Source organism: Streptomyces sp. NPDC008086 (assembly GCF_042957325.1).
Classification (GTDB): domain Bacteria; phylum Actinomycetota; class Actinomycetes; order Streptomycetales; family Streptomycetaceae; genus Streptomyces.
Genome location: NZ_JBIBIA010000009.1, coordinates 411198 through 429600, shown reverse-complemented (window position 1 = coordinate 429600; position 18403 = coordinate 411198). Strand labels below are relative to the sequence as shown.

15 protein-coding genes and 1 pseudogene are annotated in these 18403 nt (G+C 72.2%); 12 read left to right on the top strand and 4 right to left on the bottom strand.

What is annotated here, in order from left to right:
- Nucleotides 1–18: 18 nt before the first annotated feature.
- On the bottom strand, nucleotides 19–768 hold the full coding sequence (locus ACFZBP_RS31940; protein ID WP_383449954.1) for a GntR family transcriptional regulator: 750 nt from the start codon (nucleotides 766–768) through the stop codon (nucleotides 19–21).
- A gap of 27 nt (nucleotides 769–795) precedes the next feature.
- Nucleotides 796–2136 carry a homogentisate 1,2-dioxygenase gene (gene hmgA / locus ACFZBP_RS31935; protein ID WP_383449955.1) on the bottom strand — a complete coding sequence of 447 codons (1341 nt, stop codon included), beginning with the start codon at nucleotides 2134–2136 and terminating at the stop codon, nucleotides 796–798.
- Between the two features lie 160 nt (nucleotides 2137–2296).
- Between hmgA and ACFZBP_RS31930 the strand changes: the two are divergent.
- The 12 genes and pseudogenes from ACFZBP_RS31930 to ACFZBP_RS31875 all read left to right on the top strand — a co-directional run bounded on the left by ACFZBP_RS31930 (nucleotide 2297) and on the right by ACFZBP_RS31875 (nucleotide 16555).
- Nucleotides 2297–2965: pseudogene (locus tag ACFZBP_RS31930) on the top strand (hypothetical protein).
- On the top strand, nucleotides 2965–3579 hold the full coding sequence (locus ACFZBP_RS31925; RefSeq protein WP_383450170.1) for a TetR family transcriptional regulator: 615 nt from the start codon (nucleotides 2965–2967) through the stop codon (nucleotides 3577–3579). Before ACFZBP_RS31930 ends, ACFZBP_RS31925 begins: the two are co-directional and overlap by 1 nt.
- 182 nt (nucleotides 3580–3761) lie before the next feature.
- Nucleotides 3762–6014 (top strand): molybdopterin-dependent oxidoreductase, encoded by a 2253-nt coding sequence (locus ACFZBP_RS31920; protein WP_391418071.1) that lies wholly within the window; start codon nucleotides 3762–3764, stop codon nucleotides 6012–6014.
- A 134-nt stretch (nucleotides 6015–6148) separates the two neighbouring features.
- Complete coding sequence (locus ACFZBP_RS31915; protein ID WP_391418069.1) at nucleotides 6149–7567, top strand: citrate:proton symporter; 1419 nt, start codon at nucleotides 6149–6151, stop codon at nucleotides 7565–7567.
- Nucleotides 7568–7637: 70 nt separating this feature from the next.
- Complete coding sequence (locus tag ACFZBP_RS31910) at nucleotides 7638–8873, top strand: MFS transporter (RefSeq protein WP_391418067.1); 1236 nt, start codon at nucleotides 7638–7640, stop codon at nucleotides 8871–8873.
- Nucleotides 8874–8973: 100 nt separating this feature from the next.
- Entirely contained in the window at nucleotides 8974–9588 is a 615-nt protein-coding gene (locus ACFZBP_RS31905) for a hypothetical protein (RefSeq protein WP_383449960.1), read from the top strand.
- Nucleotides 9578–10468, top strand: a complete 891-nt coding sequence (locus tag ACFZBP_RS31900) for a class F sortase (RefSeq protein WP_391418065.1) — start codon at nucleotides 9578–9580, stop codon at nucleotides 10466–10468. The genes ACFZBP_RS31905 and ACFZBP_RS31900 overlap by 11 nt, the downstream gene beginning before the upstream one ends.
- Nucleotides 10469–10631: 163 nt before the next feature.
- Nucleotides 10632–11969, top strand: coding sequence for an ATP-binding cassette domain-containing protein (locus ACFZBP_RS31895; protein ID WP_391418063.1), 1338 nt, complete (start codon nucleotides 10632–10634; stop codon nucleotides 11967–11969).
- A gap of 29 nt (nucleotides 11970–11998) precedes the next feature.
- Nucleotides 11999–12460 carry a DUF3574 domain-containing protein gene (locus ACFZBP_RS31890; RefSeq protein ID WP_391418061.1) on the top strand — a complete coding sequence of 154 codons (462 nt, stop codon included), beginning with the start codon at nucleotides 11999–12001 and terminating at the stop codon, nucleotides 12458–12460.
- 84 nt (nucleotides 12461–12544) lie between these two features.
- Complete coding sequence (locus ACFZBP_RS31885) at nucleotides 12545–13933, top strand: aldehyde dehydrogenase family protein (protein ID WP_391418059.1); 1389 nt, start codon at nucleotides 12545–12547, stop codon at nucleotides 13931–13933.
- Between the two features lie 23 nt (nucleotides 13934–13956).
- Nucleotides 13957–15039, top strand: a complete 1083-nt coding sequence (locus ACFZBP_RS31880) for a Zn-dependent alcohol dehydrogenase (protein WP_383449965.1) — start codon at nucleotides 13957–13959, stop codon at nucleotides 15037–15039.
- A 193-nt stretch (nucleotides 15040–15232) separates the two neighbouring features.
- A complete protein-coding gene (locus ACFZBP_RS31875; protein WP_391418057.1) occupies nucleotides 15233–16555 on the top strand; it encodes an MFS transporter in 1323 nt (440 codons plus the stop codon).
- Nucleotide 16556: 1 nt separating this feature from the next.
- Here the strand turns inward: ACFZBP_RS31875 and ACFZBP_RS31870 are convergent, their stop codons facing one another.
- Together ACFZBP_RS31870 and ACFZBP_RS31865 are read right to left on the bottom strand one after the other, a co-directional pair.
- Entirely contained in the window at nucleotides 16557–17498 is a 942-nt protein-coding gene (locus tag ACFZBP_RS31870) for a DMT family transporter (RefSeq protein WP_383449967.1), read from the bottom strand.
- Between the two features lie 154 nt (nucleotides 17499–17652).
- Nucleotides 17653–18363, bottom strand: a complete 711-nt coding sequence (locus ACFZBP_RS31865; RefSeq protein ID WP_391418054.1) for a metalloregulator ArsR/SmtB family transcription factor — start codon at nucleotides 18361–18363, stop codon at nucleotides 17653–17655.
- Between the last annotated feature and the right edge of the window lie 40 nt (nucleotides 18364–18403).

Here is an 18403-nt window from a genome sequence, read left to right as displayed (position 1 = left end):
CTGGCCCGGGCACGCGGGTCAGTTGGCTTCCAAGGTCACCGTGAAGGAGAAGCGGTCGCCCCGGTAGTGGATGACCGCCGCGTCCAGCACGCGTCCCTCCGCGTCGTACGTCACGCCCGTGTAGTGCAGGATCGGGCTCAGCAGCGGGACTTGGAGCAGCCGCGCCGTCTCCGGGTCGGCCAGGCGCGCCTCGACCGTGTCCGTGATGCGGCTGATGTCCGCCCCGACGACGTCCCGCAGCACCTTGGTCATCGGCCAGCGGACGAGGTCCTCCAGGTCGATACGGGCGGCGAGTTCGGGGCGGACGTGGTTGCGGGCGTGGTTGGTCGGCTCGCCCGTCTTGTCGTCGCTGCGCAGCCGGTGGTACGTCGCCACCTCGTCGACGTCCGGGAAGAACTCGGCGACTTCGGCGGGCACGGGCACCGTGCCGTGCTCCAGCAGCTCCGTCACCATGCCGGACTGCTGCGCCACGATCGCGTCCACCGAGCCGAGCAGCCGCACGGGGGCGCCCCGGCGGACGTCCGGCTCGATGAACGTGCCCCGTCTGCGGTGGCGCGTGATCAGGCCCTCGTCCTCCAACTCCTTCAGCGCCTGCCGCATGGTCAGCACGCTCACGCCGTAGTGCTCCGCCAACTGTTCCTCGGTGGGCAGCCGCAGCGGGTCCTGCGGACGGCGGCCGAGTATCGAGGCGCGCAGCGACTGCGACACCTGGTACCAGAGCGGCAGCTTGCGGTTCAGGACGATCGAGTCAGGGGCGAAGGAGGTCACGGGGCCATCCGTACCGGTAGGGGATCTCTACTGCAAGGGGCGGAAGTGTCGCTCCATGCCGCGCCAGACGTCGTCGTAGCGCTGTTGCAGGTGGTCGGCGCCGGCCGCCTGCGGGGTCAGTGTCACCGGCCAGCGGGTCTCGAACATGAACGCCAGCCCGTCGTCGATCTTCTGCGGCTTCAGCTCCGCCGCGCTCGCCCTGTCGAACGTCTCCCGGTCCGGGCCGTGCGCCGACATCATGTTGTGCAGCGAGCCGCCGCCCGGCACGAAACCCTCCGCCTTCGCGTCGTAGGCGCCCTCGACGAGGCCCATGTACTCGCTCATCACGTTCCGGTGGAAGTACGGCGGCCGGAAGGTGTCCTCTCCCACCAGCCAGCGTGGCGCGAACACCACGAAGTCGACGCCGGCGAGGCCCGGGGTGTCCGAGGGGGATGTCAGCACGGTGAAGATCGACGGGTCGGGGTGGTCGTAGGAGATGGTGCCGATCACATTGAAACGGCGCAGGTCATAGACGTACGGCACATGGTTGCCGTGCCAGGCGACCACGTCGAGCGGGGTGTGGTCGTAGGTGGCCGTCCACAGGTTGCCGCAGAACTTGTTGACCACCTCCACCGGGCCTTCGACCTCCTCGTACGCGGCCACCGGCGCCATGAAGTCCCGGGCGTTGGCGAGTCCGTTGGCGCCGATCGGGCCGAGGTCGGGGAGGTGGAAGGGCGCACCATAGTTCTCGCACACATAGCCACGGGCGGTCGGGCTCTGCCCGCCGTCAGATGCGGTATCCAGCAGCTCCACACGGAAGCGCACCCCACGTGGAATCAGCGCCACATGTGCCGGTTCCACATGCAGCCGTCCGAACTCCGTGTGCAGCAGCAGCCCGCCGCGCTCCGGGACGATCAGCAGCTCGCCGTCGGCGTCGCTGAAGACACGGTCCATGGACGCGTTGGCGTGATAGAGGTGCACGGCCATGCCGGTGCGCTGGGTCGCGTCGCCGTTGCCGCCCAGGGTCCACAGGCCGGCCAGGAAGTCGGTGCCGGGCGCGGGCTCGGGCAGGGGGTTCCAGCGCAGACGGTTCGGATCCGGCACGGACTCGGTGAAGGGCGCCGTACGGATCGCGCCGTTGTCGGTGCGCGTGAAGGCCGGGTGCGCGGCCGACGGGTGGATGCGGTACAGCCAGGAACGGCGGTTGTGGGCCCTCGGCTCGGTGAACGCCGTACCGCTCAGCTGCTCCGCGTAGAGACCCAGCGGGGCGCGCTGGGGTGAGTTGCGGCCCTCCGGGAGGGCGCCGGGCACCGCCTCCGAGCTGTGCTCGTTGCCGAAACCGGAGAGGTAGGTCAGCCCTTCCGCGGTCTTCCGCGCGTCCCCGCTCATGATCGCTCCTTAGAGTCTGATTCCTATGCTTCACCGTAGGATTGCGGTTTCGCAAGCGCAAGAGATCAGCGGTACCTCCCCTTCGAGTGCGACGAGAACCGGACGCGAACCAGACCTGAGGGGGATCCGGCTGTCGGACCGGTGTTCTAATCTCCCGGGCATGTCATGGAACCGGACCCCGCTCGCCGCGCTCGCGGTCTGCGTTCTGCTGCTGACGGGGGTCATGGGCTGCGACTCGGACACCCCGGACCAGGGGCAGAACGCGGCGTCACCCTCCCCGGTGGGCAAGGTTGTCGACGCCACCGACGACGAGGGGCGGCACTACCGCGAGGTGGGCGACGGCGAGGCGCCCGAGGTCGGCATAGAGGTGTAGCCGGACGCGGACGGCGACGGGAGCTGGGACGTACGGCTGACCGTCCGCAGGTTCCGCTTCTCGCCCGCCGACGCGGGGGAGCGGGCGGTCGCCGGGCGCGGCCTCGCGTACCTCTACGTGGACGACCGTCTCGTCACCAGGCTGCGCACCCCCGAGTACCGCCTCCCCGCCGCCCTCGTCCCGCGCGGCACCCACCAGGTCACCGTGCGGCTGTACGCCGACGACGGCACGGTGTGGGCGGTGGAGGACGGCCCCGTCCAGAGCACGGCGGACATCACGGCATCGGAGTCGCAGTCGGGGTCGAAGCCGGGGTCGAAGCCGGAGTCGGCCTCGACGCCGTCGTCGGCGCCCGAGCCGACCCTGACGCCGCCCCCGTCCACCGCGGCACTGAGTGCGCCCGGTACCCGTCTTCGTACTGGGGGTCGATGTTCCCCGGACCGAGCCGGAAAGGCATGATGAAGACCGTGCCCCACCCAGAAACGCTTCGCCGGGCGCCCGTGCAGCGGCGCAGCGCCGAACGGCTCACCCGGATCCTCGACGCCTGCGCCGACCTCCTCGACGAGGTCGGCTACGACGACCTGAGCACCCGGGCCGTCGCCCAGCGTGCCGGCGTCCCCATCGGCTCCGTCTACCGGTTCTTCGGCAACAAGCGCCAGATGGCCGACGCCCTCGCCCAGCGCAACCTGGAGCGCTACACCGCCCGCGTCACCGAACGCCTGAAGGGCGCCACGGACGGCGACTGGCGGGTGGCGATGGACGCCGTGCTCGACGAGTACCTCGCCATGAAGCGCACCGCGCCCGGCTTCTCCCTCGTCGACTTCGGCAACCAGATCCCGGTCGGCACCCGCGGCGAACCCAACACCCGCGTCGCCGACCGGCTCACCGACCTGCTCTCCGGCTACCTCGGCCGCGAACCGGACGACGACCTGCGGCGCAGCTTCCTCATCGCCGTCGAGACCGCCGACACCCTGGTCCACCTCGCGTTCCGGGTGTCCCCGGGCGGCGACGACCGGATCATCGAGGAGGCGCGGGAGATGCTGCGGGCCTATCTGGCGCGGGTCCTGGACTGACGGTGCCGCGCTGACGGGGCCGGGCTGACGGTGCCGCGCCGACAGGGCGCCACTCCCGGGCTCCGGCCGACTGCTCGCGAATTTCCGACCTCACCCCCTGCCGGGGCTCCCCTCCCTGCATACCGGTCGGTATGCTCGCCCGTGAACCGTGCGCCATCGCCGCCGCCCCCCCGGGAGGACCCGTGTCCCGCACCGCACTGCGCATCTGCCCCCTGTGCGAGGCCACCTGCGGCCTGACACTCACCATCGAGGGGACCGAGGTCACCGGAGCCCGCGGAGACCGGGACGACGTGTTCAGCAAGGGGTTCATCTGCCCCAAGGGCGCCTCCTTCGGGGCCGTCGACGGCGACCCCGACCGGCTGCGCACGCCGCTCGTGCGCAAGGACGGCGAGCTGCGCGAGGCGACCTGGGCGGAGGCCTTCGACGCGGTCGCCGCCGGGATCCGCACGGCCGTCGAGCGGTACGGGCCGAACTCGGTGGGCGTCGTGCTGGGCAATCCCAACGTGCACACCATGGCCGGCGCGCTCTACCCGCCCGTGCTCCTCGCCGGCCTCGGCACCCGCAGCGTCTTCACCGCTTCCACGGTCGACCAGATGCCCAAGCACGTCTCCAGCGGACTGCTCTACGGCGACGCCCTCGCGATCCCCGTACCGGACCTGGACCACACCGACCATCTGCTGCTGATCGGGGCGAACCCCCTGGAGTCCAACGGCAGCCTGTGCACCGCCCCCGACTTCCCGGGCAAGCTCAAGGCCCTCAAGGCCCGCGGCGGCACCCTCACCGTCATCGACCCGCGCCGCACCCGTACCGCCAAGCTCGCCGACCGGCACATCGCGATCCGGCCCGGCACGGACGCCCTGCTCCTCGCGGCGATGGCGTACACCCTCTTCGAGGAGGGCTTGGTGGATCCGGGCGAGCTGACCCCGCACCTCCAGGGGCTCGACGAACTCCCCGACGCCTTGAGGGACTTCACACCCGAAGCCGCCGCCGACGCCTGCGACGTGGACGCCGGCACCATCCGCGTCCTCGCCCGCGAGCTCGCCGCCGCCCCCACCGCCGCCGTCTACGGCCGCATCGGCAGCTGCACCGTCCCGCACGGCACCCTGGCCAGCTGGCTGGTCGACGTCCTCAACGTCCTCACCGGCAACCTCGACCGCCCCGGTGGCGCGCTCTTCCCGCAGGCGGCCACCGACAAGACGCCCCGCCCCGCAGGCCCCGGCCGCGGCTTCGTGCTCGGGCGCTGGCACTCCCGGGTGAGCCGACACCCCGAGGCCAAGGGCGAGTTGCCGCTCTCCGCGCTCGCCGAGGAGATCGACACGGCCACCGAGGAGGGTGGGCCCGTCCGGGCGCTCATCTCGGTCGCCGCCAACCCCGTGCTGTCCGCCCCCGACGGCGACCGGCTCGACAAGGCCCTCGGCTCGCTCGACTTCATGGTCAGCGTCGACCCGTACCTCAACGAGACCTCGCGCCACGCCCACGTCGTGCTGCCGCCGCCCCCGCCCTCGCAGAGCCCGCACCACGACTTCGCCTTCAACACCCTGGCCGTGCGCAACCAGGTCCGCTACACCCGCGCGGCCGTCCCGCTGGAGCCCGGCCGGATGGCGGAGACGGAGATCCTGGCCCGGCTGATCCTCGCCGCGACCGGCATGCACGGCGCCGACCCGTCCGCCGTCGACGACCTGGTCATCGGCCAGACCCTCGGCAAGGCGGTCCGGGAGCCCCATTCGCCGGTCCACGGCAGCGACCCCCACGAACTCGCCGCACGGCTCACCGGGCTCACCGGCCCCGAGCGGCGGCTCGACATGATGCTGCGCCTCGGCCCCTACGGCGACGGCTTCGGCGTACGGCCGGACGGGCTGAGCCTGGAGAAGCTGCTCGCGCATCCGCACGGCATCGACCTCGGGCCCCTCACGTCCCGGCTGCCGCAGCCGCTGAAGACCGCCAGCGGCAAGGTGGAGCTGCTGCCGCGCCCCGTCGCCGACGACCTGCCCCGGCTCAGGGCGGCCCTGCGCGAGCGCGCCGACGGGCTCGTCCTGATCGGCCGCCGCCATCTGCGGTCCAACAACAGCTGGATGCACAACGTGCCCGCCCTCACCGGCGGCTCCAACCGCTGCACCCTGCACATCCACCCGGAGGACGCCGAACGGCTCGGGGTGCGGGACGGGGCGGCGGTACGCCTCAAGGGTGCCGGGGGAGAGGTGACCGCCCCCGCCGAGGTCACCGACGTCGTGCGCCCCGGCGTGGTGAGCCTGCCGCACGGCTGGGGCCACGACCGCCCCGGCACCCGCCTCAGCCACGCCGCCGCCGACCCCGGCGTCAACGTCAACCAGCTCCTCGACGGCAGCCTCCTGGACCCCCTGTCGGGCAACGCGGTGCTCAACGGGGTGCCGGTCGAAGTGGCCCCGGTGGCCGAAAAGATCACGGCTCTGACCTGAGCAAAGCTCTGACCTGGAGTTTTGCGCTTATTGCTCGCATGTCAACGTCTTGTTAACGCTGTTTGAACGGACCTAACGTCGTCCCACCGCCGGCCCTGGTGGGTCGTTCAAGGGCGAACGTTAGGTATCCACTCATGCTGACCATCCTTGGCTTCGCCATGATCGCGACCTTCCTGGTCCTGATCATGATGAAGAAGATGTCGCCGATCGCGGCGCTCGTGCTGATCCCAGCACTTTTCTGCGTCTTCGTCGGGAAGGGCGCCAAGCTCGGTGACTACGTCATCGAGGGCGTCACCAGCCTCGCCCCCACCGCGGCGATGCTGATGTTCGCGATCGTCTACTTCGGTGTGATGATCGATGTCGGCCTCTTCGACCCGATCGTCCGGGGCATCCTGAAGTTCGCCAAGGCCGACCCGATGCGGATCGTCGTCGGCACGGCGATCCTCGCCGCGATCGTCTCCCTCGACGGCGACGGCTCGACCACCTTCATGATCACCGTCTCGGCGATGTACCCGCTGTACAAGCGCCTGAAGATGAGCCTGGTCGTGATGACCGGTGTCGCCGCGATGGCCAACGGCGTGATGAACACCCTGCCGTGGGGCGGCCCGACCGCCCGCGCCGCCACCGCGCTCAAGGTGGACGCCAGTGAGATCTTCGTCCCGATGATCCCGGCCCTCGCCGTCGGCCTCCTCGCCGTCATCGTCCTCTCGTACTTCCTCGGTCTGCGCGAGCGCAAGCGGCTGGGCGTGCTCACCCTGGACCAGGTCCTGGTGGAGGAGAAGGCCGAGGAGAAGACGACCGAGACGGTCCTGGTCGGCGCCGGCGGCGGCACGGGCAAGGACGCGATCGCCACCGGTGGCTCCGGTTCCGGCACCGACGCCGAGGACGACGACGAGGACGAGAAGAAGCGCTTCCAGGTCCTCGACCCCAACCGTCCCACCCTGCGCCCCAAGCTCTACTGGTTCAACGCGCTGCTCACGGTCGCCCTGCTCACCTGCATGATCATGGAGTGGCTGCCGATCCCGGTGCTGTTCCTGCTCGGCGCCGCGCTCGCGCTCACCGTGAACTTCCCGCACATCCCGGACCAGAAGGCCCGCCTGGCCGCCCACGCCGACAACGTCCTCAACGTCTCCGGCATGGTCTTCGCCGCCGCCGTCTTCACCGGCGTCCTCCAGGGCACCGGCATGGTGGACCACATGGCCAAGTGGATGGTGGAGGTCATCCCCGAGGGCATGGGCCCGCACATGGCCCTGGTCACCGGCGTCCTGAGCCTCCCGCTCACCTACTTCATGTCGAACGACGGCTTCTACTTCGGCGTCCTGCCGGTCCTCGCCGAGGCCGGCGCCGCCCACGGCGTCACCCCGCTGGAAATGGCCCGCGCCTCCCTGGTCGGCCAGCCGCTGCACATGTCGAGCCCGCTCGTCCCGGCCGTGTACGTCCTGGTCGGGATGGCCAAGGTGGAGTTCGGCGACCACACCAAGTTCGTGGTCAAGTGGGCGGCCCTGACCTGCCTCATCATCCTCGCGGCCGGGATGCTCTTCGGCATCATCTGACCCGCACGCACCGTTCCGCGGCGTTCCGGACCCGGTCCGGACGCTCCGTGAATCCTGGGAGGACACGATCATGACGCCCGGTGGGAACCGCGGCTGGCTGCTCCGCCTCGTCATCGCCTTCAGCTTCGCGCAGGGGGCGGTGTCGATGGCCCGGCCCGCCGTCTCCTACCGGGCGCTGGCGTTGGGCGCGGACGAGCGAGCGGTCGGCGTGATCGCGGGCGTCTACGCCCTGCTCCCGCTGTTCGCCGCCGTCCCGCTGGGCCGCCGTACCGACCACGGGCGCTGTGCGCCGCTGCTGCCCGTCGGCGTCGTGCTGATATCCGGCGGCTGCGCGCTGAGCGGTCTCGCGGACTCCCTGTGGGCGATGGCGGTCTGGAGCGGCGTCATGGGCCTCGGCCACCTCTGCTTCGTCATCGGCGCCCAGTCCCTCGTCGCCCGCCAGTCCGCCCCGCACGAACAGGACCGCAACTTCAGCCACTTCACCATCGGCGCCTCGCTCGGCCAACTGGTCGGCCCGATCGCCGCGGGCGCGCTGATCGGCGGCCGGGACATGGCGGGGACCAGCGCGTTCGCGCTGTTGGTGGCGGGTGCGGGCGGCGCGGTCGCGCTGACCTCGCTGTGGCGCATAGAGCGCCGTACGCCCGCCGGGTCCCGCAAGGAGCCGGGCGAGCGCGTCCCCGTCCGGCGCATCCTGCGTGCCCGGGGCGTGCCCGGCGGCATCTTCGTCAGCCTCGCCGTGCTCTCCGCGACCGACATCCTCACCGCCTACCTCCCCGTGGTCGGCGAGCACCGCGGGATCGCCCCCTCCGTGATCGGCCTGCTGCTCAGCCTGCGCGCGGCGGCCACCATCGCCTGCCGGCTGGTGCTGACGCCCCTGCTGCGGCTGCTCGGCCGGACCCTGCTGCTGACCGTGACCTGTCTGCTGGCGGCGCTGCTCTGCGCGGGGATCGCGCTGCCGGTGCCGGTGTGGGCGCTGGCCCTGATGCTGGCGGTGCTCGGATTCTGCCTCGGCGTCGGCCAGCCGCTGTCCATGACGACGGTCGTCCAGGCGGCCCCCGACGGCGCCCGCTCCACCGCCCTCGCCCTGCGGCTGACCGGCAACCGGCTCGGGCAGGTCGCGGCCCCGGCGTCGGCGGGCCTGATCGCGGGGCTCGCGGGGGTGGCGGCGCCGTTCGTGATGCTGGGGGCGCTGTTGCTGCTGTCGGCGGGAACGGCGCTGCGGGCGCCGGCGGGTCCGGCGGGGGAGGCGGACGCCGGGAGGCGGGGCGGATCGAGAGCGATCTTGCGTCGAAAGAGTGGTATCTGATGAGCCGTTAGGCGCTGCTTCCAGGATTCGGCGGGCACATGTGAAAGAGAGTCAGACGAAGAGCGATTTGTACGAAAATCGTCTGACTCGGAGGACTCGCATGCCCACCACGCCTCTTCCACGCCGCGCCGGAGCGCGCATCGCCGCCGTCACGGTGCTGACCGCCGCGCTCACCCCGCTCTCCGGCCTGCCGACGGCGGGCGCCGCACCGATGGCCCCCGGGGACAACGGCACCCTCAAGATCCACACGGCGCCGTGGGACGGGGTCCCGCGCACGAACTACGGTGACGCGATCGACGAGCCGAGGGTCTGCCGGTTCTACCTCGACGCGGCCAACTTCGAGACCGTGGACGCCGTCAACTGGCGGATCGAGACCCAGCCGCCGGTGGCGGGTGGCGCCACGCTCCGCGGGACCCTCAACCTGCCGAACGACACCGGCATCGGGCACACCGAGGACCTGAACCTGCCCGACGGGCAGTACCGGCTGATCTGGTCGTTCACCGGCATGACCGGTGCCGAGCGGGAGAAGACGTTCACCGTCGACTGCCGGGCCTCGATGGCGACTCCCGCCCCGCAGGGCGGCCCGCCCGCCGGAGGCGGCGGCATCGCCCGCGACGAGGCCTTCACCACGGTCGCCGGCGCGGGCGCCGTGGGCCTGGCCGCGGTGGGCGGGGTGATCTGGTTCCGGCTCCGCCGTCGTACGCATGGCGCGTAGGAGGCGGCGAAGGCCCTGGTACCGCAGGCGCGGCTACCGCCTCGCGAGAACGGCCGTACTGACCGTGCTGCTGGTGGTGGTCGGCATCCGGGTGAGCGAGCGGAGGGAGCCGCCCGCCGGGACGGTCGCGTCGGCTCCCGGCTCCCCCGAGGCCTCCGATGTCCGTGCCGGCGTCACCGCATCCGACGACGCCGGCACCGACACCCGCGGGGAGGGCGCCGGCACGGACACCCGCGAGGAGAACGCCGGTCCCGCCGCCGACGCCCGCCCCGGAGCCGAGGCCCGGCCCGACCCCGTGGCGGGGCCGGGACCTGAGGCGGTCACCCCGCCCCCCTCGCCCTCCCGCCCGGCCCCCTCGGCGAAGGCCCGCAACGGCCCGGCGCCGCCCCGCACCCTGCCCCGCTCCCGCGCGACCCGCCTGGTCATCCCGTACGTGGGCATCGACGCCCCGCTCATCGACCTCCGCCTCGACAGCGAGCGGCGCCTGCCCGCGCCCCCGGAGGACGAGCCCGACGTGGCCGGCTGGTACGCGGACGGGCCGTCGCCCGGCGAGCAGGGCACCGCCATCGCCGTGGGCCACCTCGACACCAACACCGGCCCCGCCGTCTTCGGCGGCCTCGGCGAACTGAAGCGCGGCAAGCGCGTCGAGGTCCGCCGCGCCGACGGACGCGCCGCCGTCTACTCCGTCGACGCCATCAAGTCCTACGAGAAGGACAAGTTCCCCAACAGGGAGGTGTACGGCGCCCGCAAGCGCCCGGAGCTGCGGCTGATCACCTGTGGCGGCAACTACGACCGCAGGACCGGCTACTCCGGCAACGTCGTCGTCTTCGCCCATCTCGTCGCGACCCGCGAGCCGTCCAAGGCGGCCGAAAAGCGCTGAAGGTGATCGTCCGCTTTCTCACTTGCCGGACCGGCGTGCCCGATCCCGCCCTTTCCCTTCCCTCGGCCGCACACATTCCGTTAACTTCCGTGACTCACACGCCCCGTACGACCCGCGCGAGGCGTTCGACCGCGGAGCAAATGAGCCCTCGGGGGCAGCCGTCATGACACGCGCCATATCCCTGCACGACGTGAGCAAGGCCTACACGCGAGGCGTCCGCGTCGTGGACCGCTTCTCGCTGGACATCGAACCCGGTGAGTTCCTCGTCCTCCTCGGGCCCTCCGGCTGCGGCAAGTCCACCGTGCTCAGAATGATCGCCGGCCTCGAGGAAATCGACGAGGGCGAGCTGCTGCTGGACGGCGAGTACGCCAACGACCTGCTGCCCGCCGCACGGCGGATGGCGATGGTCTTCCAGAACTTCGCCCTCTACCCGAACATGACGACCCGGGACAACATCGGCTTCCCGCTGCGTATCGAGGCCCCCGGCGCGGACCCGCGCCCGCGCGTGGACACCACCGCCCGCATGCTGGGCATCGAGGACCTCCTCGACCGCTTCCCCGCCCAGCTCTCCGGCGGCGAACGCCAGCGCGTCGCCATGGGCCGGGCCATCGCCCGCCACCCCACCGCGTTCCTGATGGACGAGCCGCTGTCCAACCTCGACGCCAAGCTCCGCAACCACCTGCGCGCCGAGATCTCCGCCCTCACCCGAGAGCTGGGCGTCACCACGGTCTACGTCACCCACGACCAGGCCGAGGCGATGTCCCTCGGCGACCGGGTCGCCGTCATGCGCGGCGGCGTCCTCCAGCAGGTCGGCACCCCGCGCTCGGTGTACGCGCTGCCCCGCAACGTCTTCGCCGCCGCCTTCATCGGCACCCCGCGCATCAACCTGCTGCGCGGTATCGTACGGGCCCCGCTGGACGGCGCGATGACCATCAGCCTCGGCAAGCAGTACCTCCGGCTGCCCGAACCGCTCACCCTGGACCACCAGTTGCTCCGCGTCCAGCAGGGCCGCGAGGTCATCGTGGGCCTGCGCTCGGAGGCGGTCCGCATCGCCGAGCCCACCTCCGCCCGCGCGGGCGAGGTGCACATCACCGGCCTGGTCGAGCACGTGGAGTTCCAGGGCCACGAGGTCCTCGTCCACTTCAACACCGGCTCACGCCCCGCCGTCGTACCCGACCTGGAGGCTCCGCGCCCGGTTCCCCCGGCCCGGCGTCGCCGCCGTGACACCGGAACCGTCCTGGACCGGCTCCGCAGCCGGGCGGGCGCCCTGCGCGCCGGGCCCGTGGTGACGCTGGAGCATCCGGCCGACGCCGCCCCCGACCCCGCGCCCCCCGAGGGCCGCCTCCCCGGTGACCTGATCGTCCGCACGACCCCCGACTTCGACCTCCGGCACGGCATGCAGGTGCCGCTCCTCGTCGACATCGCCCACCTCTTCGTCTTCGACCACCACGGCGAGCGGATCTGCCCTGATCCGGCGCGGCTGCCCGATCTGGAGGAGTGAACTCCGCCCGATTCGGCCAGTCATGGGCCATGAACGTGCACTTCACCCGAACTCGGGCCGCCCTGGCCACCGTTGGCCTCCTGCTGGCCGTCGGCGCGCCGACCGCGTACGCGACCCTCGACGACGCGGACACATCGACCGCCGCCGAGCCGCGGCGCGGAGAGCCGTACGTCGAGACCCAGCTCTTCTTCGGCACCGCCCGCCCCGACGGCGGTCCGGCCGTCACCGACCGCCAGTTCATGGCCTTCGTCGACAAGGAGGTCACGCCGGACTTCCCGGACGGGCTCACGATCCAGTCCGGGCGCGGCCAGTGGCGGGGCGCGAGCGGGACGATCGAGAAGGAGCGGTCGTACGAACTGATCCTGCTCTACCCGCGGGCGGAGGCGGACAGCGGCGACCGCAGGATCGAGGAGATCCGCCGGGCCTACGAGAAAGCCTTCGGTCAGGAGGCCGTGGCGAGGGTGGACGACGAGGCGCGCGTCGACTTCTGATGTCATAGGACGTCTGGTGCATGAAAACTATCGCCGCTAGTTTATGTGCCGGACGTCAAGAGGGCCCGCCCGGGAGGAAACGCGATGAAGGCACACGACGGCATGTACATCGACGGCGCCTGGCGCCCGGCCGCGGGCCAGGACGTGATCGACGTGGTGAACCCGGCCGACGAGCAGGTCGTCGGCCGGGTCCCGGCCGGCACCGCCGCCGACGTCGACACCGCCGTACGGGCCGCCCGCGCCGCCCTCCCGGCCTGGGCCGCCACCCCGCCCGCCGAGCGCGCCGCGCGGCTCACCGCCCTGCGCGACCTCCTGGAGGCCCGCAAGGACGAGATCGCCGAGACGGTCACCACCGAGCTCGGCGCGCCGCTGAAGTTCTCCCAGGCGGTCCACGCGGCCGTGCCGGTCGCGGTGGCGGGCTCGTACGCCGAGCTGGCGGCGACGTACGCCTTCGAGGAGAAGGTCGGCAACTCGACCGTCTTCCACGAGCCCATCGGCGTGGTCGGCGCCATCACGCCCTGGAACTACCCGCTCCACCAGATCGTCGCCAAGGTCGCCCCGGCGCTCGCGGCCGGCTGCACGGTGGTGCTCAAGCCTGCCGAGGACACCCCGCTGGTCGCCCAGCTCTTCGCCGAGGCGGTGCACGAGGCGGGCGTCCCCGCCGGCGTCTTCAACCTGGTCACCGGCCGCGGCCCGGTCGCCGGTCAGGCGCTCGCCGAGCACCCCGGCGTCGACCTGGTCTCCTTCACCGGCTCCACGGCCGTCGGCCGGCAGATCGGCGCGGTGGCCGGAGCGGCGATCAAGAAGGTCGCCCTGGAGCTGGGCGGCAAGTCCGCCAACGTCATTCTGCCCAGCGCCGACCTGGCCACGGCGGTCAACGTCGGCGTCGCCAACGTCATGTCGAACTCCGGGCAGACGTGCAGCGCCTGGACGCGGATGCTGGTCCACCGCGACCAGTACGACGAGGCCGTCCGGTTGGCCACGGCCGCCGCCGCGAAGTACGGCGAGCGCATCGGCCCGGTGGTGAACGCCAAGCAGCAGGAGCGGGTGCTCGGCTACATCGAGCAGGGCGTGGCCGAGGGGGCGCGCGTGGTCGCGGGCGGCCCCGAGGCCCCGCGGGAGCTGGGGTACTACGTCAGCCCGACCGTCCTCGCCGACGTGACACCCGACATGACCGTCGCCCAGGAGGAGATCTTCGGCCCGGTCCTGTCGATCCTGCGCTACGAGGACGAGGAGGACGCCCTGCGCATCGCCAACGGCACCGTCTACGGCCTCGCGGGCGCCGTCTGGGCGGGCGAGGAGGCGGAGGCGGTGGCCTTCGCACGCCGGATGGACACCGGGCAGGTCGACATCAACGGCGGCCGCTTCAACCCGCTGGCCCCCTTCGGCGGCTACAAGCAGTCGGGCGTGGGCCGCGAACTCGGCGCACACGGCCTGGCCGAGTACCTCCAGACCAAGTCCCTCCAGTTCTGAGCCAGTCCAAGGGAGCTTCCCCCATGGCCGTCCGTGCCGCCGTCCTGCCCGCCATCGGTGCCCCGCTGGAGGTCACCGAGATCGACCTGCCCGACCCCGGACCCGGCCAGGTCCGCGTCCGCCTCGCCGCCGCCGGCGTCTGCCACTCCGACCTGTCCCTGTCCAACGGCACCATGCGCGTCCCCGTCCCCGCGGTCCTGGGCCACGAGGGCGCGGGCACCGTCGTCGCCGTCGGCGAGGGCGTCACCCACTTCGCGCCCGGCGACGGAGTCGTCCTCAACTGGGCCCCGTCCTGCGGCAGTTGCCACGCCTGCGGGCTCGGCGAGGTCTGGCTGTGCGCCAACGCGCTGAACGGCGCCGCCGACGTCCACGCCCGTACCGCCGACGGCACCGACCTCCACCCCGGCCTGAACGTCGCCGCGTTCGCCGAGGAGACGGTCGTCGCGGCCGGCTGCCTCCTGCCCCTCCCGGACGGCATCCCGCTCACCGACGCCGCCCTGCTGGGCTGCGCCGTCCTCACCGGCTACGGCGCCGTGCACCACTCGGCGCGGGTACAGCCGGGGGAGACGGTCGCGGTGTTCGGCGTCGGCGGCGTCGGCCTCGCCGCCCTCCAGTCGGCCCGGATCGCGGGTGCGGCGAAGATCGTCGCGGTGGACGTCTCTCCGGAGAAGGAGGAGCTGGCCCGCGCGGCCGGCGCCACCGACTACGTGATCGCCTCCGAGAACACGGCCCGCGAGATCCGCGGCCTCACCGGCAAGCAGGGCGTGGACGTCGCCGTCGAGTGCGTGGGCCGTGCGACCACGATCCGCACGGCCTGGGACTCCACCCGGCGCGGCGGCCGCACCACGGTCGTCGGCATCGGTGGCAAGGACCAGCAGGTCGGCTTCAACGCCCTGGAGATCTTCCACTGGGGCCGTACCCTCTCCGGCTGCGTCTACGGCAACTCCGACCCGGCCCGCGACCTGCCCGTCCTCGCCGAGCACATCCGCGCGGGACGCCTGGACCTCGGCATGCTGGTGACCGAGAGGATCGCCCTGGAGGGCATCCCGGCGGCGTTCGAGAACATGCTCGCGGGGAAGGGCGGCAGGGCCCTGGTGGTGTTCTAGCCCGGCCGCCGCGCGCCCCGGTCTCCGTGGGAGGCCGGGGCCCCAGGCGTGCCCGGACCCCGCTCTTCGTGCCATGTACAGGTAAAAAACTGCTGTTGTGCGACCCGTTGACGTCCATACCGTCCGGTCAGTACGTTCCCCGGAACCCGAGCCACCCCCCGTTCCGTCCCCCGCACCCCCGGAGTGTGCACGCATGGACACGGCACCTTCCGCTCAACCGCTCACCACCACCGCTCCCGCCGACGGCAACCGCCGCCGCGTCGCCACCGCGGCCGCTCTCGCGTCCGCCGTGGAGTGGTACGACTACTTCGTCTTCGGCATCGCCGCCGCCCTGGTGCTCGGCGACCTGTACTTCCCGGCCGGCAGCCCCACGGCCGGAGTGCTCGCCTCCTTCGCCACCTTCGCCGTCGGCTTCCTCGCCCGCCCCCTCGGCGGCATCGTCGCCGGCCACCTCGGCGACAAGCGCGGCCGCAAGCCGATGCTGGTCCTCGCGCTCACCCTGATGGGCCTCGCCACCACCGGCATCGGCCTGCTCCCGACCTACGACACGATCGGCGTCGCCGCCCCGATCCTGCTGGTCCTCTTCCGCGTGCTCCAGGGCATCGCCGTGGGCGCCCAGTGGGGCGGCGCGATGCTGATGGCCACCGAGTACGCCCCCGAGGGCAAGCGCGGCATCTACGGCAGCTTCGTCCAGCTCGGCGTCCCCATCGGCGTGGTGACCGCCAACACGGTGTTCCTGCTCGCCGGGGCGTTCACGACCGACGCGGAGTTCGCGGCCTGGGCCTGGCGCGTGCCGTTCCTCGTCGGCCTGTTCGTCCTCGCGCTCGCCTGGTACATCCACACCCGCGTCGAGGAGACCCCGGAGTTCCGGGAGGCGGAGAAGAAGCTGGCGGAGAAGGAGAAGGTCGAGCAGTCCTCACCGCTGCGCACCATCCTGCGCGGCCACCTCGGCACGGTCCTCCTCGCCGGCGGCTCCTTCGCCGTGAACACCGCGACCTTCTACATCATCATCACCGGCGTCCTCGACTACACGACCCGCGAACTCGGCATGAAGAAGAGCGCCGTCCTCACGGTCTCGCTCTGCATCAGCCTCACCCAGCTGGTGCTGATCCCGGCCGCCGCCGCGCTCTCGGACAAGATCGGCCGCATCCGCATCTACGCGATCGGCGCGGCCGGCATCGGTCTGTGGGCGGTGCCGCTGTTCCTGCTGATCGACACCGGCTCGCTGCTGTGGCTGGCCGTCGGCACGTTCGTCGCCAGCTGCTTCCTCAGCATCATGTACGGCCCCCAGGCGGCCCTGTTCGCCGAACTGTTCACCCCCGAGATGCGCTACACCGGCGCCTCCCTCGGCTACCAGATCGCGGCCGTGCTCGGCGGCGGCCTCGCGCCGTTCATGATGGTGCTGCTGCTGGAGGCCACCGGCACCTCGATGGCGGTCTCCGGCTACATCATCGGGCTCTCGGTGATCGCCCTGCTCTCCATCAAGGTCCTCGCGGACCGGGCGCGGGCCCGCTGACTCACGCCGACTCGCGGGTCTGCTCGGGTCGCGGCGCCGCCGCCACGACTCGAGCGGACCGCGTCCGGGACCGCGACACGGCGACCCCGGCCAGACACAGCGCCCCGCCCGCCAGCGTCAGCAGCCCCGGCACCTCGCCCAGCGCCAGCCAGGACATCAGCACCACCAGCGCGGGCACCGCGTACGTGGTCGCGCCCATGCTGCTGGCCGTCGTACGGGCGAGGGCGTACGCCCAGGTGGTGAAGGCCAGCGCCAGCGAGAAGACGCCCAGATAGACCAGGTTCAGGGTCGCGGACAGCGAGGCGTCGGCCGCGTCGCCGATCAGCTGCCCGGCGAACGGCAGACAGAGGACCGCCCCGACCAGACACCCGTACGTCGTCACCTGGAGCGCGCTCGCGTGACCGAGCGCCGGCTTCTGCGCCACCACGCCGCCCGCGTAGCCGACCGCGGCGAGCAGACACAGCACCACCCCGAGCACCGACGACCCGTCGCCGCCCGACATCGACAGTCCCACGGTCACCGCACCGGCGAACGACACCGCCATCCCCGCCAGCAGCCGCGGCGGCATCGGATCACCCAGCACCCGGGCGGCCAGCAGCGCGATCAGGATGGGCCCGATGTTCACGACCAGCGCCGCGGTGCCGGCGTCCACCTGCTGCTCGCCCCAGTTCAGTACGACGCTGTAGAACCCGAACCACAGCAGACCCGATATCGCGATCCCCGGCCAGGCCGCCCGGGGCGGCAGCCCCTCCCGCCGGACGAGACAGATACCGCCCAGCACCAGGGCCCCGACGAGCAGCCGCCCCAGCGCGAGGGCGCCGGGCGAGTACTCGGAGCCGGCGCTGCGGATGGAGACGAAGGCGGAGGCCCACAGGACGACGGTGACGGTGGCTGCGCCTGCTGCGAGGAGTTCGGTGCGGCGGGCAGGGGGGACGTTCATCATGCTCCAGAGGTTAGGAGGGGTGAGGGAGAGAGGGCTCGCGGATTTCCGACGGGGCGCTGCAACGTCCGCGAGGGGCGCGGGGAACTGCGCGACCAGCCCTCGACGGCCCGCACCCGGCACTCCTGCGGGAGCCCCCACCCCCTCGGCCGTCGGCTCACCGAAACGCACCCGCCTCGATACCCAAGAGCTCCTCCAGCGCCTGCTCCCCCGACGGAGTCACCTTCACGGCCCGCTCCGACCCGATCCGCACGCACCACCCCGTGTCCAGGGCATGTCGGCACAGTGCCGCGCCCGCGACACCGGCGAGATGGGGGCGCCGCTCGGTCCAGTCCAGGCAGGCACGGGCCAGTGGACGCCGACCGGTGCGGTCGAGGCGGATCCCGGCCGACTCGAACCACCCCAGCCCCGCGTCCGTCAGCGCGAACCCCGTGTCCTGCCGCAGCAGCCCGCGCAGCGTGAACGCGTCCGTGACCGCGATACCGAGCCGCCCGGCGAGATGGTCGTAGCAGGTGCGCCCGCGCGCCATGGCGGACCCGGCACTGGACTCCCGTAGGTTCCGGGGCCGTTGGTCCGCCCGCGGGGCGACCTGCGCGGCGAGGTCCTCCACCAGCTGGGCGACCCGCGCGTCGGCCAGCCGGACGTACCGGTGCCGTCCCTGCCGCTCCTCGGTGAGCAGTCCGCCCGCGACGAGCTTGCCCAGGTGCTCGCTCAGCGTGGACGCGGCGACCCCGGCGTGCCGCGCCAGCTCACCGGCGGTCCAGGCCCGCCCGTCCAGCAGCGCCAGCAGACAGGCCGCCCGGGTGTCGTCGGCGATGAGCGCGGCGAGGCGGGCGAGGTGCGGTGCCTGGGGGTCCTTGGTGGCCATGCGCTCCAGGATGCGGCACGGACACTTCGGTGCCCGCCGA